Raw genomic sequence first — 22,406 nt, forward strand, 5'->3', positions numbered from 1 at the left:
CCTGGTCAGCCCAGGACGGGGCTGCTCCCTCTCCCGAGCGCGATGATCCTCTCGATCATCACCGTCTCGGTGCTGTTCTCGCCCGGGACGTTCGGCTTGCCCTGCCCGTGGTAGTCGCTGGAGCCGGTCACGATGAGATCGCGTTCATCCACGATGCGGCGCAGCTGGCGGACCTGATCGGCGATGTTCTCCCGATGCCGCAGCTCCAGGCCCGCCAGGCCCGCGTCGAGCATCCGCTGCATCACTCCGTGCGGCAGCATGCCGCGCCCGGCCGGGTGTGCCACCACGGCCACGCCGCCCGCCCCGGTGATCCGCTCGACGGCGGTGACCGGATCGGGCGCGTAGAGCGCGACGTAGTAATCGCCTCCGGGGTGCAGGATGCGCGAGAAGGCCTCGGTGCGGTCGCGCACGTAGCCGCGGGCGATGAGGGCGTCGGCGATGTGCGGCCGCCCCACCGTGGCCCCGTCTGCGGTCTGGGCGAGGATGTCGCTCCAGTCCAGATCGAAGTCGGCGCTGATGCGCTCGGCCATCTCCTGCGCGCGGTCCATGCGCGAGGAGCGGATGCGATCGGTGAGGACACGCAGCTGCGCGTCCTCCGGATCGAAGAGGTAGGCCAGGATGTGGACGCTCCGCCACTGATACTTCGCCGACAGTTCCATCCCGGGCAAGAACGTCAGCCCCAGCGCCGATGCGGCGTCGGCGGCCTCGCTCCAGCCCGCCGTGGTGTCGTGGTCTGTCAGCGCCGCCGTCTGCATGCCGTGCCGGTGAGCGGCGGCCATCACGTGAGCGGGCGTCTCGGTGCCGTCGGAGTAGACGGAGTGCAGGTGCAGATCCCCCGGGCCCTGGGGTCCGCGTGAGGGGTGCATCCTCCCACGCTACCGCCGGCCGCACGCCACCGGCCGCCTCGGCGCCACCGGCGCCGGGCAGACGGATCTTTCAGACTCGTCGCATAGTGTCGCGATGTGCTTCGCCTGGTCGGGATCCTGCTTGCCGCGGTGGCGGCGATCGTGGCCGCCGTCCTGACGTGGCCGTCGTTCTTCCGCCTCGAACGCACCTTCCCCGTAGCCCAGATCGTCTCCTTCCGCCCCCTCCTCGTCGCGGTGTTCGCCGCTGCGGCGATCCTCTTCCTCCTCGTCGCGATCATCCGGCCGATGCGCGCCCTCGCGCTGAGCCTCGCCCTCATCTGCGTCGCGGCATCGGCGGTGAGTCTCACCACCGTGCTCGGCCGCGGCATCGGCACCCAGACCCTCCCGGAGAAGGGAGAGGGCAGCATCCGGGTCATGACGTGGAACACCGCCGGCGAGGCGACGACGGCGGAGAGCATCGCGCGGGTCGCCGTGGCGATGGATGCCGACGTCGTCACCCTTCCCGAGACGACCATCGAGACCGGCGAGCAGGTCGCGATCGCGATGCGGGAGCTCGGGCATCCGATGTGGGCGCACCACACCGAGTACTTCCCCGGCGAGGGGTGGGACGCGCACTCCACCACCCTCCTCATCACTCCCGAGCTCGGCGACTACAGCGTGATCGAATCGTCGGTCAACGGCACGACGAACACTTCCACGCTGCCGAGCGCGGTGGCGATGCCTGTCGACGGCGAGGGGCCCATCGTCGTCGCCGCGCACGCCGTGGCGCCCCGCCAGGAGTACATGGACCAGTGGCGCACCGACCTGCAGTGGTTGGCCGATCAATGCGCGGATCAGAACGTCATCATGGCGGGCGATTTCAACGCCACCCTCGATCACATGGGCGGGCTGGGCGTGGACGGGGGTGACATGGGGCGGTGCCGTGACGTCGCCAGTCGCACCGGCAACGGCTCGGTGGGAACGTGGTCCACCTCGGTGCCGGCGCTGCTGGGAACGAGCATCGACCACGTCATGGTCTCCCCGCAGTGGACGCCGACGGCATCCGTGGTGCTTCGCACCATGGACGACTCCGGCAGCGACCACCGTCCCCTGATCGTGCAGCTCGACCCCGCAGGCTGAATCGCGGACCGGATGATTCCCGATCGGATGCCGCGGCGGAGTGCGACACTGGAGTGATGAGCACCTCCGGCGACACCTCCCCGAACACGACCACCAATCGCCGTCAGCCCTTCCCCCAGGGCTTCCTCGACAGCATCTCCTCGGGGTGGGCCGAGCGGCCCGACTCCCTCCCGCCGCAGCGCCCTCAGGCGCAGTACGCCGCGGCGCGGCGCGAGCGACTGTCGGCAGCCTTCCCCGGCCGTCGCCTGGTGATCCCCGCGGGGGAGATGAAGCAGCGCAGCAACGACACCGATTTCCCCTTCCGCGCCCACTCGGCGTTCTCCCACCTGACCGGTTGGGGCTCGGACTCCGAGCCGGGTGCGGTGCTGGTGATGGATCCGCTTCCCGAGGGCGGCCACAGCGCCACTCTGTACTTCCGCGAACGTGCCGACCGCACGACACCGGAGTTCTACGCCGACGCGTCGATCGGCGAGTTCTGGATCGGACCGCGGCCCGCTCTGGCCGGCGTCGCCGCGGATCTGGGCCTCGAGACCCGCCACGTGGACGACTTCGTGACGGCCGACGAAGACCTGCTGCTCGATGTCGACGCCGAGCTGACCCGTGCGGTCTCGGAGCTCCGCCTGGTCAAGGATGCCTTCGAGGTCGAGCAGATGCGGCTGGCGGTGGCGGCGACCGCCCGCGGTTTCGACGACATCGTGGCCGAGCTCCCCCGCGTCCTCGCGCATCCGCGCGGAGAGCGCGTGGTCGAGGGGGTCTTCCACCTGCGAGCACGCACGGACGGGAACGGCGAGGGCTACGACACGATCGCGGCGTCGGGTCCTCACGCCTGCTACCTGCACTGGACCCGCAACGACGGAACGGTCGCCCCGGGAGACCTCATCCTCATCGACGCCGGGGTCGAGGTCGACAGCCTCTACACCGCCGACATCACCCGCACGATCCCGGTCAGCGGACGATTCACCGATGTTCAGCGGCGGGTGTACGAGACCGTCCGGGAAGCCGCCGACGCCGCGTTCGCGGCGGCACGCCCCGGGGTGACGTTCCGCTCCGTCCACGAAGCGGCGATGAAAGTGATCGCGCAGCGCACGGCCGAGTGGGGCCTTCTCCCGGTGACCGCCGAGGAGGCTCTCGACGCCGATCGCGGCGGGCAGCACCGCCGGTACATGGTGCACGGCACCAGCCACCACCTCGGGATCGACGTGCACGATTGCGCCCAGGCGCGCCGGGAGATGTACTACGACGGCATCCTCGAACCGGGGATGGTCTTCACGATCGAGCCGGGTCTGTACTTCCAGATCGACGACCTCACCGTTCCGGAGGAGTACCGAGGCATCGGCGTCCGCATCGAGGACGACGTCCTCATGACCGCCGACGGCCCCGAGAACCTGTCGGCCTCGATCCCGCGGACCGCGGACGAGGTCGAGGAGTGGATCGCCCGACACGCCTCGACCGCTCCGACCGCGCTGTGACCTTCACTCCTCCCGCCCCGTTCACCACCCGGCCGACGCTTGCAGGAACCTTCGGGATGGCGGCCTCCACGCACTGGATCGCCACGGCATCGGCACAGTCCGTTCTCGAGCGCGGCGGCAACGCGTTCGACGCGGCGGTGGCCGGCGCGTTCGTGCTGCACGTGGTCGAACCGCACCTGAACGGACCCGGCGGTGATCTGGTCGGCGTCTTCGCCACCGCCGAAGATCCGACGCCCGTCGTGCTGATGGGACAGGGTCCGGCGCCGGCGCGCGCCAGCATCGCCCACTACACCGCGGAAGGACTCGATCTCGTGCCCGGGGCGGGTGGCCTGGCCGCCGCGGTCCCGGGAGCGGTCGACGCCTGGCTCGTCCTGCTGCGCGACCAGGGCACATGGGAGCTGTCCGAGGTGCTCTCCTATGCGATCGGCTACGCCCGCGACGGACACCCGCTGATCGCCCAGGCCGCCGCCACGATCGCTCGGGTCGCCGACCTCTTCCGTGACGACTGGACGAGTTCGGCCGACCTGTGGATGCCGGGAGGCGAGCCCCCGCGCGCGGGAGTGGTCGTGCGCAATCCGGCCTACGCGTCGGTGCTCGAGGGTCTCGTGCGCGCCGCGGGCCCCGAGCGCGACGAGGGTGCGGTCGGTCGGTCGGCGCGTATCGACGCCGCGCGCCGCGAATGGCGCGAAGGGTTCGTCGCCGACGAGGCCGCGACCTTCCTGCGCACGCCCCACCGGCATTCCGGCGGGGGGATGCACGCCGCCGTCATCGAGGCATCCGACTTCGCAGCCTTCGAGGCGGGATACGAGCCGGCCCTCACCCGTGACTTCCGCGGTGTGACGATCGCCAAGGCGGGTGCGTGGACGCAGGGTCCGGCGCTCGTGCAGACGCTGGCGCTCCTCGAGCCTTTCGCCGACGACCGGCTCGACCCCTCCGCCGAGCGCGGTGCGCACACTATCTTGGAGGCCCAGAAGCTCGCCTTCGCCGACCGCGAAGCGTGGTTCGGAGACGCGTCCGACGCCGACGCGATCACCGGTCTTTTCGACGAGGATTATCTCGCCGCGCGTCGGGATCTCATCGGCGAGGAGGCGGCCACGACCTTCCGGCCCGGGCGTCTGGGCGGGGCCGAACCGTGGACACCGCCACTGCGGACCGCCTACAACCGCGCCGGCGGCGCAGGGACCGGTGAGCCCACTGTCGACCGTCGTGGTCAGACCCGGGGCGACACCTGTCACATCGACGTCGCCGACCGCTGGGGCAACATCATCTCGGTGACGCCCTCGGGCGGATGGCTGCAGTCCTCCCCCACGATCCCCGCACTCGGCTTCTGCCTGGGCACGCGGCTGCAGATGACCTGGCTCGAACCGGGCCACCCCTCCTCGCTCGAGCCGGGTCGGCGTCCCCGGACCACTCTGACACCCACACTGACACTCCGCGACGGGCGACCGTGGTTCGCCATGGGCTCACCGGGCGGCGACCAGCAGGACCAGTGGCAGCTGCTCGCCCTGCTGCGCATGATCGTCGGCGGCTATCGCGCACAGGAGGCCATCGACGCCCCCGCGCTGCACTCCACCGCGCTGCCCGAATCGTTCTGGCCCCGCACGTGGACGCCCGCCGGGGCGGTGGTGGAGGATCGACTCGGCGACGCGGTGATCGGCGGTCTCGAGCGGCGCGGTCACGTCGTCACCCGCGCCGGGGACTGGTCGCTCGGTCGTGTCTCGGCCGTCGGCCGCGAGACGTCGGACACCTCGGACGCGACTCTGCTGTGGGCCGCCGCCAACCCCCGGGGCATGCAGGGTTACGCCGCCGGGCGCTGAGGCGACCGCTGTCGCAGCCACGTCGCGATCGCGTCTCCGAGCTCGCCGCCGATCGCCTGCGCGGGACGCCGACGCCCGGCGATCTCGAAGGAGTGATCACCCCCGGGAACCCAGGCCAGGGTCGCATCGCGGCATCCGGCGACGACCCGCTCCAACGCATCGGCGGGTTGGACGAAGGGGTCGCGGGTGCCCGCCAGGAACAGCTGAGGCGATGAGATGTCGGGAAGGTGGCCGGCGCGCTCCTTCTCCGGTTCCCCGGGCGGGTGGAGCGGGTAGCCCAGGTAGACCAGGGCGGCGGGTCGGATCGTCCCGGCCGCGGCAGCCAGCGACGCCATCCGGCCGCCGTACGACTTCCCCGCGGCGACGACCGGGACCGCCGGGCACCAGGTCGTGAGAGCCGCCATCGCCGCGGACCAGGTCGCCGTCGCATGCGCGACCGGACCCGGCAGGCGACGCCCGGCTTCACGGTAGGGGAAGGCGAAGCGCACCACGCCCAGGCCCTGACGCGCCAGAGCGTCGGCGACGCCGACGAGGAAGGGATGATCGGGCCCCGCCCCCGCTCCATGAGCCAGCGCGACTCCGCCCCAGGCCGCCTCGGGGAACGTCACGAAGGCCGACACGTCGACGGCGCCGCGCGGAAGCTCGACCTCGATGCGTTCGGCGCGCGTGGGCGTCATCTCGGCTCGTACGCTGAGCCCTCGTCCGCGTCGCGTCCCGACGACACGGGAGGCGCCACCCGTTCGCCGTAACGGGGCGGCTCGGCATCAGCGGGCGTCGCGGGGCCCGACCCGGCATCCGCCGTCTCGCCGTCCCCCGGCCGGGTCGGAGCCGCGGAGGTTGCCGGGGGCGCGTCGACCGGGACGACCGGTTCGGCAGCCGGCGCGGGCGCGTGGGCACGAGGACCCAGCACACCGCGCGCCTTCGCGACGTCGGACGCGCTGACGGTGACGTCGTAGCGTTCGGCGACCACCTGCATCACCGAGGCGAAATCCCGCCGGCGGCGAACCAGCGAATAGGTGATGAGGCTCAGGAGCATGCCGATGGCGATGCCGACGAAGAGCACGCCGACGAAAGCCTGGATCGGGACGGAGGGAGACCCGAGGACGAGGATGGCGGAGAACAGCATGCCCAGCAGCAGACCGTTGATGGCGCCCGACCGCGCCGCCTCGGCGTATCCCAGCCGCCCGGTGACGCGTTCGACCGAGCGCAGGTCGTGGCCGACGATCGCGATGTCGCGCGCGGGGATCTCCGCCGCGATCAGGGTCGAGACGGCCTTCTGAGCGGCTTCGTACGTCGGGAAGCTCGCGATGGCCTGACCCGGTTCCCCCAAACCCTGCGGCAGACGCCCTCCACCCATCATGCTCATCTCATCATCCTCCCACGCGCGACTACGCTTGACCCGTGAGCACGCAGAGGGTTTTCGTCGCGCGGCTGGCGGGGTGCTCCGTCTTCGACCCCACCGGCGATCGTCTCGGTAAGGTACGCGATGTCGTGGTGATCTACCGAAAAGACGACCCGCCCCGCGTCATCGGCCTCGTGGTGGAGATCCCGGGGCGGCGGAACGTGTTCCTCTCGATCAACCGGGTCACCTCCATCGCCACCGGGCAGGTGATCACGACCGGACTGATCAACGTCCGCAAGTTCCAGCAGCGCGGCGGTGAGGTGCGTGTCATGTCGGAGATGCTGGGCCGGAAGGTGTACTTCCGCGACGGCTCGGGCCACGCCGTGATCGAGGATGTCGCGATCGAACGCAATCGGCTCGGCGAATGGGATGTCGGACAGCTGTTCCTCCGCAAGCCCAAGACGAGCGCCTCGCCATTCGCCAAGGGGCCGACCACGTTCGCCTCGTGGGCCGAGGTCCGCGAGGATCACACTCCCGGCGCGCAGTCTGCCGAACAGCTCGTGGCGACCTATTCCGAGCTGAAGCCCGCCGATCTGGCCAACACCCTCCTCGACCTTCCTGACGACCGGCTGCTCGAGGTCGCCGAGGAGCTCTCGGATGAGCGCCTCGCCGACGCGCTGGAGGAGATGCCCGAGGACGATCAGGTCCACATCCTCGAGCAGCTCGGCGACGAGCGCGCCGCGCACATCCTCGACAACATGGAGCCCGACGACGCCGCCGACCTCCTGGGGCAACTGCCCGAGGAGCGTCTGGAGGAGCTCCTCGAGCTGATGGAACCCGAGGAGGCCGAGGACGTCCGCGAACTGCTGAAGTACCTCCCCGACTCCGCGGGCGGACTCATGACCAGTGAGCCCATCGTGCTTTCCGCCGACGCGACCGTCGCCGAGGCCCTCGCCCTCATCCGGCGTCACGAGCTGCATCCGGCCCTCGCCGCGGCGGTCTTCGTCACCCTGCCGCCCTATGAGACGCCGACGGGCCGCCTGCTGGGAACCGTGCATTTCCAACGGATGCTGCGCTATCCGCCCCACGAACGACTCGGCACCATCATCGACGACACCCTCGATCCCGTCCCGGTGACCGCATCGGCCGCCGAGGTCGCGCGTATGCTGGCCAGCTACAACCTCGTCTCGCTGCCGGTCGTGGATCGGGCGCACCGGCTCGTCGGCGCCGTCAGCGTCGACGACGTGCTGGACTACCTCCTCCCGGAGGACTGGCGCTCGCACGACGGCGATGACAGCGCCCGACCTCCGTTCACCGCCGCCCCGGCGGCGCGCCCGACGGGGCGGCGCTGATGGCGCGCGGCAACCGCGGCGCCGTGTCGCTGGACGCCCCGCGGGGACGGTCCGGGGTCCTCAGCCGCACGCCTCAGCCCTCCCGCGACCGATTCGGGCGCTTCACCGAGTGGATCGCCCGCAACATGGGCACGCCGGTGTTCCTGCTCGGCCTGACGCTCTTCTGCGTCAGCTGGATCGCCTGGAACACGCTGATGCCGATCTGGCTGCGCTTCGACTCCGCGGAGTTCGGGTTCACCGCCCTGACCCTCGTCCTCTCGCTGCAGGCGTCGTACGCCGCGCCTCTGATCCTGCTCGCGCAGAACCGACAGGACGACCGCGACCGGGTGCAGATCGAGCAGGATCGTCAGCGCGCCGAGCGCAACCTCGCCGACACCGAGTACCTCGCCCGCGAGATCGTCGCGCTGCGGATGACGCTGCGCGATTTCTCCGACGAGGTGGTCACGAAGGACACCCTCCGCAGCGAGCTGCGGGCGCTGCTGGAGGATCTGGACCAGCGACGCGACACCCCCGGCGAGCGGCCGTGAGCGACGCCGCGTTGACCTCGGCCGTCGCCGCCGCCGTCGGCGCGGTGACCGATCCCGAACTCCGACGCCCGCTCTCCGAACTCCAGATGGTCAAGGACGTCCGCACCGATCACGGCACCGCCCACATCGCCATCGCCCTGACGATCGTCGGGTGCCCCGCCTCGGACCGCATCGAAGCCGACGTGCGCCGCGCCGCGGCATCCGTCCCCGGTATCCGCGACGTCGACGTCACCCTCGGCGTCATGACCGCCGATGAGCGGGCAGCGCTCACCGAGCGCCTCCGGGGAGGGCGCGCGCGTCGTGAGATGCCGTTCGGGCCCGGCTCCCTCACCCGGGTCATCGCGGTCACGAGCGGCAAGGGGGGCGTCGGCAAGTCGACGCTCACCGCCAACCTCGCCGTCGCCCTTGCGGCATCCGGTCTGTCGGTGGGCCTCGTCGACGCCGACGTCCACGGCTTCTCGATCCCGGGACTGCTGGGCTTGGTCTCGGAAGACGGATCGGTCCCCCAGCCCACCCGGATCGACGACCTCATGATCCCCCCGATCGCGCACGGCGTGAAGGTCGTCTCGATCGGGATGTTCCTGCGTCGCGGGCCCGAGGACTCCCCGCTCGGCGCGGTCGCGTGGCGCGGGCCGATGCTTCATCGCACGGTGCAGCAGTTCCTCACCGACGTGTGGTTCGGCGACATCGACATCCTGCTGCTGGACATGCCGCCGGGGACCGGTGACATCGCCATCTCGGTCGGCCAGCTCCTCCCCGACGCGGAGGTCCTAGTGACCACCACCCCGCAGTCGGCAGCCGCCGATGTCGCCGTACGCAGCGGATTGGTCGCCCGGCAGACCGGTCAGCGCGTCGTGGGCGTGGTCGAGACCATGGCGCCGATGACGCTTCCCGACGGAACGACGCTCGACATCTTCGGGGCCGGAGGGGGAGAAGCGGTCGCCCGTGCCCTGTCGACGCCTGACGAGAAGGTCGACCTCCTCGCCTCGATCCCGCTGAGTCCTGCTCTCCGCGCAGACGGTGACGCCGGGACGCCCGTCGTCCTCGCTCATCCGGACGACCCGGCCGCGCAAGCGGTGCGCGCCCTCGCCGCGCGGCTGGCCCGCTCCCCGCGAGGGTTGTCGGGCCGCGCACTGCCCCTCCGCACCCGCTGAGCCCGATCGGGCTCGCAGCCACGCGGGCGTTCGTCAGGTGGCTTCGCTGTCGAAGGGAGGCTGCTCACCCGCGGCGAGCGACGTCTTGCGCGCGGGCGCGGCTTCCATCGCCGTCACGACCGACGCAGCCTGCGCCGCGCGGACGGTGGCCACGGGCGCGTCGTCGAGAAGTGCCTCCCGGATGATGCGACGGGGATCGTACTGGCGGGGGTCCAGCGACCGCCAGTCGACGTCGTCGAAGTCCGACCCCATCTCGTCGCGCATCCGGGTCTTCGCCCCCTGGAGGAAGTCGCGGGTACGGCGGGTGAAGCGGGCCAGCGACTCGGCGTAGCGGGGCAGACGTTCGGGACCGATGAGCAGGGCGGCGATCACACCGATCAGCAGAAGCTTCTCGATCGTGATCCCGAAGAACATGCGTCCAGATTACCGCCGCGCCTGAGGAGTCAGCCCGCAGGATCACCGTAGGCTGAGGCGGCAGGCCGGCAGGAAGGACGAGCGCATGGGCGAACACGACGCGAACCACCGTTTCGCCGACGAAGCGACTCCCGAACCCGACCACATCGCCCGCGCGAGAGCCCACGCCCTCGAGCTCGGCGCCGCGCCGATCAGCGCCGCTGTGGGCGCGCAGTGCGCGCTCATCGCCGCATCCTCTCGCGCGCTGAACATCGTCGAGATCGGTACCGGGGGCGGTGTCTCTGGCCTGTGGCTCCTCCACGGGTCGCCGCGAGCGACCCTCACGACGATCGACAACGAGCCCGAGCACCTGGGCGCTGCCCGACAGGCCTTCGCCGAGGCACGCATCCCCGCGGCCCGCGCACGCTTCATCACCGGTCGAGCCTCCGAGGTGCTCCCCCGCATGAACGAGGCGTCCTACGACATCGTCCTCATCGACGCCGACCCCGACGGCGTTCTGGAGTACGTCGAACACGGGCTGCGCCTGGCCCGTATCGGCGGCACCGTGCTGGTGCCCCGGGTCCTTCGCGGCGGCGCCGTCGCCGATCCCGTGCGGCGCGACGCCGTGACCACCGCCTACCGATCGCTCATTCAGGAGACATTGGCCTCCTCCGCCGTGATCGGCGCGCTCTCCATCGTGGGTGAGAGCCTGCTGCAGCTGACCACCGTCGGCTCGGACGCCTGACGAGACGCCGAGGGACCGAGGCACAACGGAAACGACCGGTCCGAGGACCGGTCGTTTCTCTCAGAATCTGTGGCGAGGGCTCAGGCGCCGACGACCTCACCGAGGACGTCGTAGAGCTCCTTCGCTTCCGCGTCGTTGACGGAGACCACCAGACGGCCACCGCCTTCCAGCGGGACACGCACGATGATGAGGCGTCCTTCCTTCACGGCCTCCATCGGCCCATCCCCGGTTCGCGGCTTCATGGCTGCCATCGCGGCTCCCTTTCGTCGTCGGTATATCAGTCGAGTTTATCGGGTGCACCGGGTGCCGCGGCATCACCCCGTGCCCGTGCCGTGGATCGCTCAGGGGATCTGCCAGAACGAGGTGCCGAGTCCGTACATGTTCCAGATCCACCACCACTGACCGAGCACGCACAGCACCAGGACCGATCCCCGCCAGACCGGATGTCGAGGCGCCGCGAAGGCTCCCCACAGCGGTGAGAGGGGGAACAGCAGCCGGAACACGCTGGACTGAGGGAAGAAGACCGCCAGCAGGTACACCAGGTAGCTGACCGCCCAGAGCCGCACTTCGATGCCGAGACGCGCGACGTGCGGTTCGAAGAGCAGAAGGCCGCCGACGAGGACGACCCCGAGCCCCAGGGCGACGAATCCGAGCCACGCGGGTAGGCCCCACACTCCGAACCAGAACTGCGCCGCCTGCGCCCATCCTTCGAACGGAAGGAAGCCGCCGGTGTCCCCCACCCACACCCTCCGCCAGGCCAGCTCGGTGTCCAGATACGCCGTGGGATCGGCGGTGACGGCGCCGGCGATGAACGTCCATGAGAACCCGGTGGCGGTGGCCAGCGCCCCGAGAGCGAGGATGTGCACGACCTCCGCCGTGCGCAGCGGCTCCCTCCGCCGGGCGACGAGACGCCAGATCCCGTAGAGACCGAACAGAAGCGCCACAGCCAGGACACCGGGGCGGGTGTACGCCATCAGCACCACCGCCGGGTAGATCCAGCCGTATCGACGGGTCTGCAGGCAGCGCAGGATCCACAGCAGGAGCAGGAGGAACAGCGTCTCGGCGTAGGCGACCTGGAACATCGCCGCGAGCGGCGCGCTTGCGAAGAAGGTCACCGCCCACATCGCGGCGATCCGACCGATGCGCTCGCGCAGCAGCATCCACAGCAGGAGGCAACAGCCGTAGCCGGCGGCGAGGGCGATCAAGACCCCGCCTGCACCCCAGGCCCCCAGGGGCACGCCCACCACCCGTGCCAGCAGGGCGAACACGGGCATGAAGGCCCAGGCGTTCTCTCCGACCGTGCCTTCGTCGTCGCGGGGCAGCTCCGCGGGGTACCCTTCGACGGCGATCAGCCAGTACCACTGTGCGTCCCACCCGACGATGTAGTCGGCCAGACCCGCACCCGGCCCGAAGCGGCTGCCTGCCGGAGCCCACGCCGAGGTGAGGAGGAAGAGCCCGGTGGTCACTCCCCTCGCAACCACGTAGAGGAGGAGGATGAAGAGCGCCGGATGACGGAACAGCACCGCGCCGGCGCGACGCCCGGTGAGCGAGGCGGTCAGTCCGCCAGCCACGCCCGGAGCCCGCGCTCGACGTCCTCGATCTGCGCGAGCGCAACCCGCTCCTCGTCGTGGTGCGCCAGGTGCGGATCACCGGGACCGTAGTTGACGGCGGGCACTCCGAGGGCCGAGAACCGCGCGACGTCGGTCCAGCCGTACTTGGGGCGGGGCTCGCCACCGACGGCGTCGACGAACTCCTGCGCGAGCGGTGCGTCCAGCCCCGGCCGGGCCCCTTCGGCGAGATCGACGACCTCGACATCGAATCCCGCGAAGACGTCGCGGACGTGCCGCTCGGCCTCCTGACCGCTGCGGCTGGGAGCGAAGCGGTAGTTCACTTCGATCTCGCAGGCATCGGGAATGACATTGCCGGCGATGCCGCCGTGGATGCGGACGGCGTTCAACCCCTCGCGATAGACCAGGCCGTCGACGCTGACATCACGCGGACGGTACTCGGCGAGCCGCGCCAGTGCAGGCGCTGCGGCGTGGATGGCGTTGACCCCCACCCAGGCCCGCGCGCTGTGGGCGCGGACGCCCGAGGTGCGCACGATCGCGCGCAGATTGCCGTTGCAGCCACCCTCGACGGTTCCGTTGGAGGGTTCGCCGAGGATGGCGAAGTCGCCGGCGAACAGATCGGGGCGCGTCCGGGCGAGGCGGGTCAGGCCGTTGAGGTCGGCGTCGACCTCCTCGTGGTCGTACCACATCCACGTGAGGTCCACGCGGGGCGCGGTCAACTCGGCGGCGAGTTTGAGCTGCACGGCGACGCCCGCCTTCATGTCGACCGTCCCCCGGCCCCAGAGGAAGGCCTCACCGTCGACATCGACGTCGCGGGTGGGGACGTTGGCGTTGATCGGCACGGTATCGATGTGCCCGGCGATCACGACCCGCTGAGCCCTTCCGAGGTTCGTCCGCGCCACGATGGTGTCGCCGTCGCGGTAGATCTCCAGGTGGGGAAGACCCTCGATCGCCGTGAAGATCGCATCGGCCAGCGGGGTCTCCTCACCGGAGACGCTGGGGATGTCGCAGATGGTCCGGGTGAGATTCACGGATGACGCGGACAGATCGATCGCGGGCACGCCCTGGAGTCTACCCAGCGCGCACGGGCCCGACCGTCTGGTGGCCGGCTCCGGTTCGCTACCGTGGAGGTATGAGTGAAGACCGCTGGGTGTGGGGAATAGGGCTGTCGACGATCGCCGAGAACGGCACCGCTCTGGATGCCTGGTTTCCCGAGCCGCGCGTGGGGCGGCTCCCCACCGGCTTCGATCCGGCGCTGGCGCCCTCCGACATCGAGCGTCACGCCGTCCCCGACCCCCGTCGGGCCGTCGACATCGACGTCGTCGCGCTCGAGATCGATCTCGACCACCCTCCCACTTCCACGGCGGACGCGTATCTCCGCCTTCACGCGCTGTCGCACCGTCTCGTCGCCCCCAACGATCTGAACCTCGACGGCATCTTCGGCCAGCTTCCGAACGTCGCCTGGACGACGGCCGGGCCCATGCATCCCGACGATCTCACGCGTCTTCGTCCGTTCCTGAGCCGCGACGGAATCCAGGTTCAGGGACTCGACAAGTTCCCGCGACTGCTCGACTACGTCACGCCGACCGGGGTGCGCATCGCCGATGCGTCCAGAGTGCGTCTGGGCGCCTACCTCTCCCCCGGCACCACGGTCATGCACGAGGGCTTCGTCAATTTCAACGCCGGGACGCTCGGCGCATCGATGGTCGAGGGCAGGATCTCGCAGGGCGTGATCGTGGGCGACGGGAGCGACATCGGCGGCGGCGCCTCGATCATGGGGACGCTGTCGGGCGGCGGATCGCATCGCATCTCCATCGGCCGACGAACGCTCCTGGGGGCCAATGCCGGAATCGGCATCTCCCTCGGTGACGACTGCGTCGTCGAGGCGGGCCTCTACGTCACCGCCGGCACCAAGATCGTGCTCGCCGACGAGCCTGCCCGCGCCGACGGAACGCAGCCCCTCGCGAAGGGCGCCGAGCTGTCGGGCCGCGGCGGCCTGCTCTTCCGCCGCAACTCGCTCACCGGCGCCGTCGAAGCGGTGCGCCGGGCCGGGGTGGGCGTCACCCTCAACGAGTCGCTGCACGCCTAAGGAAGCCGCCATGGCACGCCGGATCCCACGGGAACTCTATGAGAACGAGCTCGCCCGGCTGCAGGCGCGGCTGGTCGAGATGCAGGCATGGGTGCAGGCCACCGGCGCCCGCATCGTGGTGATCTTCGAGGGCCGGGATGCGGCGGGCAAAGGCTCCACGATCAAGCGGGTGTCGGAATACCTCAACCCCCGCGTCACGCGGATCGTCGCCCTGCCCGCGCCCACCGACCGCGAGAGGACCCAGTGGTACTTCCAGCGGTACATCGCCCACCTGCCCGCGGCCGGTGAGATCGTCCTGATGGACCGCTCCTGGTACAACCGGGCCGGTGTCGAGCACGTGATGGGCTACTGCACCAATGCCGAGTACCACCGGTTCCTGCATCAGGCGCCGATCTTCGAGCGGATGCTGGCGGAAGACGGCATCCTGCTGCTGAAGTACTGGTTCAGCGTCTCGGACGTGGAGCAGGAGCGTCGCTTCCGCTCGCGGGCGAAGGATCCGATGCGGCGCTGGAAGCTCAGCCCCAACGATGTTCTGTCGATCACCAGATGGGAGGACTACTCCCGCGCCAAGGACACGATGTTCGTGCACACCGACATCCCCGAGGCGCCGTGGTTCGAGGTGGACAACGAGGACAAGCGCCGCGGCCGGCTCAACATGATCGCGCACCTGCTGTCGCAGGTCCCGTACCGCGATATCGAGCGTCCCGTCATCGAGATCCCCGAGCGACCGGCCTCGGGCGGATACGAGCGCCCACCGCGCAACCTCGAGAACGACGTGCCCGACCACGCGGGCGAGATGCTGCGACGCCTCCACGCCGGGGAGAAGCTCCCGCCGCTGCCCCTGCTGGAATGATGCGGAGTGGAGTGACGCAGGCGGGTCAGGCCTCGCCCGGATAGTTCCGTTCCACGGCCCCGGTGTACAGCTGCTGCGGACGGCCGATCTTGGTCTGCGGATCCTGCTGCATCTCGCGCCAATGCGCCAGCCAGCCGGGAAGGCGGCCGATCGCGAACAGCACGGTGAACATGCGGGTGGGGAAGCCCATCGCCTTGTAGATCACGCCCGTGTAGAAGTCCACGTTCGGATAGAGGCGACGCTCCTTGAAGTAGTCGTCCTCGAGCGCGATCGTCTCGAGTTCCTTTGCGAGGTCCAGCAGCGGATCGCTGACGCCCAGCGCCTCGAGGACCTCGTCGGCCGATTCCTTGACCAGCTTGGCGCGCGGGTCGTAGTTCTTGTAGACGCGGTGCCCGAAGCCCATGAGCTTCACACCGTCTTCCTTGTTCTTCACGCGCTCGACGAAGCGACGCACGCCCTCACCCGAGTCGCGGATGCGTCCGAGCATCTCCAGCACCGCCTCGTTCGCGCCGCCGTGCAGCGGACCGTACAGCGCGTTGATGCCCGCCGAGATCGAGGAGAACTGGTTCGCGCCGGTCGAGCCGACGAGCCGCACGGTCGAGGTGGAGGCGTTCTGCTCGTGGTCCTCGTGGAGGATCAGCAGCCGCTCGAGTGCCCGGGTCATCACGGGGTTGACGTCGTAGATCTCCGAAAGAACGCCGAAGTTGAGCTTCAGGAAATTGTCGACGAAGCTCAGCGAGTTGTCGGGGTAGAGGAAGGCCTGCCCGACGCTCTTCTTGTGCGCATAGGCGGCGATCACGGGGAGCTTGGCGAGCATCCGGATGGTGTTCAGCTCGACGTGCTCGGGATTGTTCGGATCGGACTCGCGCTCATAGTAGGTCGACAGCGCCGCCGTCGCTGCGGAGAGCACCGACATCGGGTGGGCCGTGTGGGGAAGAGCGGAGAAGAAGCGCTTGAGATCCTCGTGCAGCAGAGTGTGGCGACGGATGCGGTTGTCGAACTCCGCGAGCTGGTCGGCCGTGGGCAGCTCACCGTAGATGAGCAGCCAGGCGACCTCGAGATAGGTGCTGTTCTTCGCCAGCTGCTCGATGGGGTAGCCGCGATACCGCAGGATCCCCTTGTCGCCGTCGATGAAGGTGATGGCCGACTTCGTCGCCGACGTGTTCACGAACCCGTAGTCGAGGGTGGTGTGCCCGGTCTGGCGCATGAAGGTGGAGATGTCGACACTGGGGATGCCGTCGGTCCCCGCCAGCACCGGGAATTCGGCGGTGCGTTCCCCGATCGTGAAGGTTGCCTTCTCCTGCTGGGTTCCGTCGCTCACGGCGCCTCCTCGCGATTCCTGGTCGTGCCGGGGGTGTCGTCCAGCCCGAGCGTCACGATTTCCTGCCCGAGCGATGCGGCCCACGACGCGTGTCGCGACGCCGCCTACAGCCTATCGGGCCGTGACGCCTACTGTTGTCATCGCCAAAGCCCCACCGGATCGACTGGAGGAGTCAGACGATTCCCCGCGCGTGCAACCGTGCCGCCGCGGTTTCGATCCGCTCGTCCGACGCCGTGAGCGAGAGCCGGATGTGCTGCGGATGGTGGGGTCCGTAGAACGTGCCGGGGCCGACGAGGATGCCCAGATCGGCGAGGTCCGACAGGCTCTCCCACGCATCGCGTCCTTCCGTCGCCCACAGATACAGGCCGCCTTCGCTGCGGTCGATGCGGAACCCGGCGTCGATCAGGGCGGGTCGGAGGATGTCGCGGCGTCGGCGATAGCGCTCGCGCTGTTCGTCCACGTGGCGGTCGTCGCCGAGTGCGGCGACCATCGCGGCTTGCACGGGCGCCGGGGGGATGAGACCGAGGTGCTTGCGGGCGGTGTGGATCCCGGCGAGAAGAGCGGCGTCTCCGGCGACGAAGGCCGCGCGATAGCCGGCGAGGTTGGACTGCTTGCTCAGCGAGTAGACCGACAGCACGCCGCGGCGGTCACCATCCGTGACGCGCGGGTCGAGCACCGAGGGGATCGGGGTCGCATTCCACGGGGCGTCCCAGCCGAGCTCGGCGTAGCACTCATCCGAGGCGAGGATCGCGCCGAGCTCGCGCGCGCGTTCTCGGCCCCGGCGCAGCGCCGCGACATCCCACACCGCCCCGTCGGGGTTCCCCGGCGAGTTCAGCCAGACCAGCCGCGTCTCATCGGGCCAGTCGGACGGATCGTCCGAGGCGATCGGCGTGGCGCCCACGAGCCTCGCGCCCACCTGGTACGTCGGATACGCCGCGCGCGGATGCACGACGACATCACCCGGCCCCACACCCAGCAGGAGCGGAAGCAGGGCGACGAACTCCTTCGACCCGACCGTCGGCAGCACCTCATCGGCCTCGAGGCCCGCGACGCCACGTCTCCGGTCGTACCAGGCGGCGATCGCCTCGCGCAGCGCCGGTGTGCCCGCGGTCTGCGGGTAGGCGTGGGCGTCCGTTGCGTCACGCACAGCTGCGGCGACGACGTCGGGGGTGGGATCGACGGGCGAGCCGACGGAGAGGTCGACGATGCCGTCAGGATGCTGCTGCGCCCGGACCGCGAACGGTCGGACGGCATCCCAGGGGTAGTCGGCGAGGTCGGCGACCCCCACGATCAGTGTTCCTGGGGAGGAAGGGCCGCGATGATGGGATGGTCCTTCGCGATGACGCCGACCTTCGCAGCGCCTCCGGGGGAACCCACGTCGGTGAAGAACTCGACGTTCGCGGTGTAGTAGTCCTGCCACTCCTCGGGCAGGTCGTCCTCGTAGTAGATCGCCTCGACGGGGCAGACGGGCTCGCACGCCCCGCAGTCCACGCACTCGTCGGGGTGGATGTACAGAGAGCGTTCACCCTCGTAGATGCAGTCGACCGGGCACTCGTCGATGCAGGCGCGATCCTTGACATCGACGCACGGGAGGGCGATCACATACGTCACGTGATCAGTCTATGGTCTCCGAACGGGCAGGCCTCGCCGGTACGGATATCCGGTCGGGCCACGCCACGACCACCGCGACCACGAGGGGCACGGAGAACGTCCACACGATTCCGAAGCTCGTCTGCGGGACGATGACGCTCCCTCCCGGGCCTTCGCCGGAGAAGATCACCGTGGCAGCGAGCATCCCGAGTCCGGCGGCGAGCGTCGTCCACCGATCTGCGCTGAGGAGGCGGATGGCGATCAGCAGCGCCGTCGACCCGATGATCGCGAGCACCAGGCCGACGGGAAGGACCCACAGCGTGAAAGGGTGGGCGATGGTCCCCGCCAGTCCGTACGCTCCGCCGATCACGACCGCGACGATCCAGGTGAGGATGCGGGCGAGGGTGGACGTGCGCATCAGACCAGCGTAGGCGCTGCGCGTCACCCCGACGGCGATCAGGCCGCCCAGCCGAGCCACCGCAGAAGGGCAGCGGTGAGGGCGGCGGCGGCCACCACCACGAGGAAGGGAGCACGCAGCAGGAGCAGGCCTGCCGCGACGAGCACGGCGGGCACCCGCGCGTCGACGACGATCGCCTGGCCGGCGCCGAGGGTCTGCACGGCCACGAGCGCGGCAAGCAGCGCGACGGTGAGCAGATCGGCGATCCGGGCGGGGCGGGGTGCCTCCAGAACCTTCGGCGGGATCAGGTATCCGACCGCCTTCAGCGCCACGCAGATGATCGAGGCGATGAGGACCGCTGTCCAGAGAGTCATGAGACCTCCCGCTTCGGCACCGCGCTGGTCGGGGCCCGGCCGAGGAGGTTGCCCCAGCCGACGATCACCGCCACGAATGCCGCCACCAGCACCGGGACCCCGGGCAGGAGCACCGGGGTGAGAACCGTGGCGACCACGGCTGCGGCGATGCCGGTCGCGATGGCCTGCCGTTCCCGCAGGCGCGGCCACAGGAGCGCCAGGAACGCCGCTGCGGCCGCGGCGTCGAGTCCCCACGTGCGCGGGTCGCCGAGGACGTCGCCGAGGAGAGCCCCGGCGAGCGTGGACAGATTCCACCCGACGTAGATGCCCACGCCCGTCACCCAGAAGCCGACCGCCCGCCCTCTCGGCGTACCTCGCGCCAGCGAGACGGCTGTGGACTCGTCGATGGTGACGTGGGCGGCTGCCAGCCGCTTCATCGCCCCGGGTCCCACGATCGCCGACATCCGCATGCCGTAGGCGATGTTGCGAACTCCGAGAAGCGCAGCAGAGGCGATCGCGGCGGGAGCAGCCGCCACTCCCCCTGCGCCGATGATGCCGACGAAGGCGAATTGCGACCCTCCCGTGAACATCAGCAGGCTGAGCACGCACGTCTGCCAGACATCCAGCCCCGCCGCCACCGACAGCGCCCCGAAGGACACCCCGTACGCGCTCGTGGCCAGCGCGACGCCGAGGGCATCCCGCCAGGCCTGACGGGCGTCGGCGTGCTCGTTCATGGCGGGGACTCCTGTTCGGGGGAATGCTCCGGGAGGAGATCCGGAATCATCCTGGACGACGACAATCTTTCAGTCAAGCGAACGATTGTTTGACATACTGAACGCATGGAGTCGCTCGGCACTCGCATCGCCACATCGCTGCGTCGTGAACGCGAAGCGGCCGGCCTGTCGGTCTCGGAGCTCGCGCGGCGCGCAGGGGTGTCCAAGGCGACGGTCTCTCAGCTGGAGGGCGGAGCGGGAAACCCCAGCGTCGAGACGCTCTGGGCGATTGCGACGGCGCTCGGAATCCCCTTCTCCGTCTTTGTGGACGATCCGGCCCCGGTCACCCGCCTCGTCCGAGCGAGCCAGATGCCGGCGGTCCCCTCTGCTCTCGCGCCCTACGCCGCCGCCCTGCTGTCCGCGTGCCCCCCGGGAGCCCGTCGCGACCTGTATGTGATCCGCGCCGATCCCGGCGGAGCACGCCGATCGGCACCCCACCCCAGAGGAACGGTCGAGTACGTCGTCCTCGTCTCGGGCCGAGCACTGGTCGGCCCCGAAGAGGACCCCGTGACCCTCGAGCCTGGAGACTTCCTCACCTACGCCGGCGACGCGCCTCACGTGTTCGAGGCACTCGCGCCCGCGACATCCGCCGTCCTGCTCTCGGAAGCGCGCTGAACCGGCCCGCGACGGGCACGGTCCCGATCAGACGTTGGCGTCCTGGCGCTTCAGGCGCGAGGCTGCGCGACCGCGCTCGGTCGCATCCAGGATCACCTTGCGGATGCGCACCTTCTCGGGCGTCACCTCGACGCACTCGTCCTCGCGCGCGAATTCGAGGCTCTCCTCCAGCGACAGCTGGCGCGGCGGGGTCAGACGCTCGAGCTCGTCGGCGGTGGACGAGCGCATGTTGGTGAGCTTCTTCTCCTTGGTGATGTTGACGTCCATGTCGTCGGCGCGGGTGTTCTCGCCGACGACCATGCCCTCGTACACCTCTTCGGTGGGCTGGACGAAGAAGCTCATGCGCTCCTGCAGCGCCATCATCGCGAACGGGGTCACGACCCCCGCGCGGTCGGCCACGATCGACCCGTTCTGGCGCGACTGGATGTGTCCCGCCCAGTCGTCGTATCCGTGGGAGATCGCATTGGCGATGCCGGTGCCGCGGGTGACCGAGAGGAACTCGGTGCGGAAGCCGATGAGGCCGCGCGACGGCACGACGAACTCCATGCGCACCCATCCGGTGCCGTGGTTGACCATCGTCTCCATCCGGCCCTTGCGCGAGGCGAGGAGCTGGGTGATGGCGCCGAGATACTCCTCGGGGGCGTCGATCGTGAGGTGCTCGAAGGGCTCCTTGACCTTGCCGTCCTCACCCTTGCGGGTGACGACCTGGGGCTTGCCGACGGTCAGCTCGAAACCCTCGCGTCGCATGTTCTCCACCAGGATGGCGAGGGCGAGCTCGCCGCGGCCCTGCACCTCCCAGGCGTCGGGCCGGCCGATGTCGACCACCTTCAGCGACACGTTGCCGATGAGCTCACGGTCGAGGCGGTCCTTCACCATGCGGGCGGTGACCTTGTGCCCCTTGACCTTTCCGACCAGGGGCGAGGTGTTCGTCCCGATGGTCATCGAGATCGCGGGGTCGTCCACGGTGATCGCCGGCAGCGGCCGAACATCCTCGGGATCGGCGATGGTTTCGCCGATGGTGATGTCCTCGAAACCGGCGATGGCGACGATGTCTCCGGGGCCGGCCTCCTCGGCGGGGTAGCGCTCGAGCGCACGGGTCTTCAGCAGCTCCGTGATCCGCGCGGTGGAGTGCGAGCCGTCATGGCGAACCCACGCGACGGTCTGACCCTTCTTCAGCGTGCCGTTGAACACGCGCAGGAGCGCGAGGCGCCCGAGGAAGGGGCTGGAGTCGAGGTTGGTGACCCAGGCCTGGAGCGGAGCCTCGTCGTCGTAGGACGGCGCGGGCACGTGCTGGAGGATGGCCTCGAACAGCGGCTCGAGATCGTCGTTGTCGGGGAGCTCGCCATTGGCCGGGCGGGTGCGCGAGGCAGCCCCTGCGCGCCCCGATGCGTACACGACGGGCACGTCGAGGAGCGCGTCGACGTCGAGGTCGGGCACGTCGTCCTGCAGGTCGGAGGCGAGACCGAGCAGCAGGTCGTGCGCCTCCTCCTCGACCTCGGCGATGCGCGCGTCGGGCCGGTCGGTCTTGTTCACCAGCAGGATGACGGGGAGCTTGGCCTCCAGGGCCTTGCGAAGCACGAACCGCGTCTGGGGAAGAGGGCCCTCGCTGGCGTCGACCAGCAGCACCACGCCGTCGACCATCGACAGACCTCGCTCCACCTCGCCGCCGAAGTCGGCGTGACCGGGCGTGTCGATGACATTGATCGTCACCGGCACATCGGTGTGAGCGCCGTTGTAGGTGATCGCGGTGTTCTTGGCGAGGATCGTGATCCCCTTCTCGCGCTCCAGGTCGTTGGAGTCCATCGCCCGCTCTTCGACGTGGGCGTGGTCGCCGAACGACCCGGTCTGCCGCAGCATCGCGTCCACGAGGGTGGTCTTGCCGTGGTCGACGTGCGCGACGATCGCGACGTTGCGGAGGTCCGGACGGAGGGCGCGCGCCATGAGGGAATCCTTGAAGCTGTGGGAAGAGCCCGGAATCGGGCGGACCCCATCCTACCGTCCACGCCTGCGCGACCCGTTCAGGAGCCTCGCAGGCGCGGAGCGGAGTCCTCCGGCGGCGCCGT

24 protein-coding genes are annotated in these 22,406 nt (G+C 69.9%); 10 read left to right on the forward strand and 14 right to left on the reverse strand.

Annotated elements, in window-relative coordinates; all coding sequences use genetic code 11:
• Positions 1–5: 5 nt before the first annotated feature.
• Positions 6–866 (reverse strand): PHP domain-containing protein, encoded by an 861-nt coding sequence (locus tag FBY40_RS12095; RefSeq protein WP_141938997.1) that lies wholly within the window; start codon positions 864–866, stop codon positions 6–8.
• Positions 867–962: 96 nt separating this feature from the next.
• Here FBY40_RS12095 and FBY40_RS12100 point away from each other — a divergent pair, with 96 nt between their 5' ends.
• From FBY40_RS12100 to FBY40_RS12110, 3 genes are read left to right on the forward strand one after another with little or no spacing between them, the layout of a single operon-like run.
• On the forward strand, positions 963–1,985 hold the full coding sequence (locus FBY40_RS12100; RefSeq protein ID WP_141938999.1) for an endonuclease/exonuclease/phosphatase family protein: 1,023 nt from the start codon (positions 963–965) through the stop codon (positions 1,983–1,985).
• Between the two features lie 56 nt (positions 1,986–2,041).
• On the forward strand, positions 2,042–3,454 hold the full coding sequence (locus tag FBY40_RS12105; RefSeq protein WP_141939001.1) for an aminopeptidase P family protein: 1,413 nt from the start codon (positions 2,042–2,044) through the stop codon (positions 3,452–3,454).
• Positions 3,451–5,271, forward strand: a complete 1,821-nt coding sequence (locus FBY40_RS12110; RefSeq protein WP_141940167.1) for a gamma-glutamyltransferase family protein — start codon at positions 3,451–3,453, stop codon at positions 5,269–5,271. The genes FBY40_RS12105 and FBY40_RS12110 overlap by 4 nt, the downstream gene beginning before the upstream one ends.
• Here the strand turns inward: FBY40_RS12110 and FBY40_RS12115 are convergent.
• Complete coding sequence (locus FBY40_RS12115; protein WP_200829984.1) at positions 5,253–5,948, reverse strand: alpha/beta hydrolase family protein; 696 nt, start codon at positions 5,946–5,948, stop codon at positions 5,253–5,255. The two genes, FBY40_RS12110 and FBY40_RS12115, sit on opposite strands and share 19 nt — an antisense overlap.
• Complete coding sequence (locus tag FBY40_RS12120; protein WP_141939002.1) at positions 5,945–6,637, reverse strand: general stress protein; 693 nt, start codon at positions 6,635–6,637, stop codon at positions 5,945–5,947. The genes FBY40_RS12115 and FBY40_RS12120 overlap by 4 nt, the downstream gene beginning before the upstream one ends.
• A gap of 35 nt (positions 6,638–6,672) precedes the next feature.
• On the opposite strand from FBY40_RS12120, the gene FBY40_RS12125 reads away from it, so the two are divergent.
• From FBY40_RS12125 to FBY40_RS12135, 3 genes are read left to right on the forward strand one after another with little or no spacing between them, the layout of a single operon-like run.
• Complete coding sequence (locus FBY40_RS12125) at positions 6,673–7,965, forward strand: magnesium transporter MgtE N-terminal domain-containing protein (protein WP_141939004.1); 1,293 nt, start codon at positions 6,673–6,675, stop codon at positions 7,963–7,965.
• The gene (locus tag FBY40_RS12130; protein ID WP_141939006.1) at positions 7,965–8,492 is read left to right on the forward strand and encodes a DUF1003 domain-containing protein; all 528 of its coding nucleotides are present in this window, start codon (positions 7,965–7,967) and stop codon (positions 8,490–8,492) included. Before FBY40_RS12125 ends, FBY40_RS12130 begins: the two co-directional genes overlap by 1 nt.
• Positions 8,489–9,646, forward strand: a complete 1,158-nt coding sequence (locus FBY40_RS12135; protein ID WP_235014849.1) for an Mrp/NBP35 family ATP-binding protein — start codon at positions 8,489–8,491, stop codon at positions 9,644–9,646. Before FBY40_RS12130 ends, FBY40_RS12135 begins: the two co-directional genes overlap by 4 nt.
• A 33-nt stretch (positions 9,647–9,679) precedes the next feature.
• Here the strand turns inward: FBY40_RS12135 and FBY40_RS12140 are convergent, their stop codons facing one another.
• Complete coding sequence (locus tag FBY40_RS12140; RefSeq protein WP_141939008.1) at positions 9,680–10,060, reverse strand: Sec-independent protein translocase TatB; 381 nt, start codon at positions 10,058–10,060, stop codon at positions 9,680–9,682.
• Between the two features lie 85 nt (positions 10,061–10,145).
• On the opposite strand from FBY40_RS12140, the gene FBY40_RS12145 reads away from it, so the two are divergent.
• Positions 10,146–10,784 carry an O-methyltransferase gene (locus tag FBY40_RS12145; protein ID WP_141939010.1) on the forward strand — a complete coding sequence of 213 codons (639 nt, stop codon included), beginning with the start codon at positions 10,146–10,148 and terminating at the stop codon, positions 10,782–10,784.
• Positions 10,785–10,864: 80 nt separating this feature from the next.
• Here the strand turns inward: FBY40_RS12145 and FBY40_RS12150 are convergent, their stop codons facing one another.
• From FBY40_RS12150 to dapE, 3 genes are all read right to left on the reverse strand, one after another.
• On the reverse strand, positions 10,865–11,035 hold the full coding sequence (locus FBY40_RS12150) for a DUF3117 domain-containing protein (RefSeq protein WP_124293549.1): 171 nt from the start codon (positions 11,033–11,035) through the stop codon (positions 10,865–10,867).
• A gap of 90 nt (positions 11,036–11,125) precedes the next feature.
• Positions 11,126–12,355, reverse strand: coding sequence for a hypothetical protein (locus FBY40_RS12155; RefSeq protein WP_235014851.1), 1,230 nt, complete (start codon positions 12,353–12,355; stop codon positions 11,126–11,128).
• On the reverse strand, positions 12,340–13,413 hold the full coding sequence (gene dapE, locus FBY40_RS12160) for a succinyl-diaminopimelate desuccinylase (RefSeq protein ID WP_141939012.1): 1,074 nt from the start codon (positions 13,411–13,413) through the stop codon (positions 12,340–12,342). Before dapE ends, FBY40_RS12155 begins: the two co-directional genes overlap by 16 nt.
• Positions 13,414–13,484: 71 nt before the next feature.
• On the opposite strand from dapE, the gene dapD reads away from it, so the two are divergent.
• Positions 13,485–14,441, forward strand: coding sequence for a 2,3,4,5-tetrahydropyridine-2,6-dicarboxylate N-succinyltransferase (gene dapD, locus FBY40_RS12165; protein ID WP_141939014.1), 957 nt, complete (start codon positions 13,485–13,487; stop codon positions 14,439–14,441).
• Between the two features lie 10 nt (positions 14,442–14,451).
• The gene (gene ppk2, locus FBY40_RS12170) at positions 14,452–15,294 is read left to right on the forward strand and encodes a polyphosphate kinase 2 (protein ID WP_141939016.1); all 843 of its coding nucleotides are present in this window, start codon (positions 14,452–14,454) and stop codon (positions 15,292–15,294) included.
• 25 nt (positions 15,295–15,319) lie between these two features.
• On the opposite strand, the gene FBY40_RS12175 is transcribed toward ppk2, so the two are convergent.
• From FBY40_RS12175 to FBY40_RS12200, 6 genes are all read right to left on the reverse strand, one after another.
• A complete protein-coding gene (locus tag FBY40_RS12175; RefSeq protein WP_141939018.1) occupies positions 15,320–16,615 on the reverse strand; it encodes a citrate synthase in 1,296 nt (431 codons plus the stop codon).
• A 172-nt stretch (positions 16,616–16,787) separates the two neighbouring features.
• Entirely contained in the window at positions 16,788–17,903 is a 1,116-nt protein-coding gene (gene dapC, locus FBY40_RS12180; protein ID WP_141939020.1) for a succinyldiaminopimelate transaminase, read from the reverse strand.
• A gap of 2 nt (positions 17,904–17,905) precedes the next feature.
• Positions 17,906–18,226, reverse strand: a complete 321-nt coding sequence (gene fdxA / locus FBY40_RS12185) for a ferredoxin (RefSeq protein ID WP_141939021.1) — start codon at positions 18,224–18,226, stop codon at positions 17,906–17,908.
• A gap of 4 nt (positions 18,227–18,230) precedes the next feature.
• Positions 18,231–18,623, reverse strand: a complete 393-nt coding sequence (locus FBY40_RS12190; protein ID WP_141939023.1) for a histidinol dehydrogenase — start codon at positions 18,621–18,623, stop codon at positions 18,231–18,233.
• Between the two features lie 38 nt (positions 18,624–18,661).
• Positions 18,662–18,976, reverse strand: coding sequence for an AzlD domain-containing protein (locus tag FBY40_RS12195; protein ID WP_141939031.1), 315 nt, complete (start codon positions 18,974–18,976; stop codon positions 18,662–18,664).
• Positions 18,973–19,689, reverse strand: coding sequence for an AzlC family ABC transporter permease (locus tag FBY40_RS12200; RefSeq protein ID WP_141939037.1), 717 nt, complete (start codon positions 19,687–19,689; stop codon positions 18,973–18,975). Before FBY40_RS12200 ends, FBY40_RS12195 begins: the two co-directional genes overlap by 4 nt.
• 105 nt (positions 19,690–19,794) lie before the next feature.
• Between FBY40_RS12200 and FBY40_RS12205 the strand changes: the two genes are divergently transcribed.
• Entirely contained in the window at positions 19,795–20,343 is a 549-nt protein-coding gene (locus FBY40_RS12205) for a helix-turn-helix domain-containing protein (RefSeq protein WP_141939039.1), read from the forward strand.
• A gap of 27 nt (positions 20,344–20,370) precedes the next feature.
• Here the strand turns inward: FBY40_RS12205 and typA are convergent, their stop codons facing one another.
• Entirely contained in the window at positions 20,371–22,284 is a 1,914-nt protein-coding gene (gene typA / locus FBY40_RS12210; RefSeq protein ID WP_124293560.1) for a translational GTPase TypA, read from the reverse strand.
• Between the last annotated feature and the right edge of the window lie 122 nt (positions 22,285–22,406).

Source organism: Microbacterium sp. SLBN-154, from assembly GCF_006715565.1.
Lineage (GTDB): Bacteria > Actinomycetota > Actinomycetes > Actinomycetales > Microbacteriaceae > Microbacterium.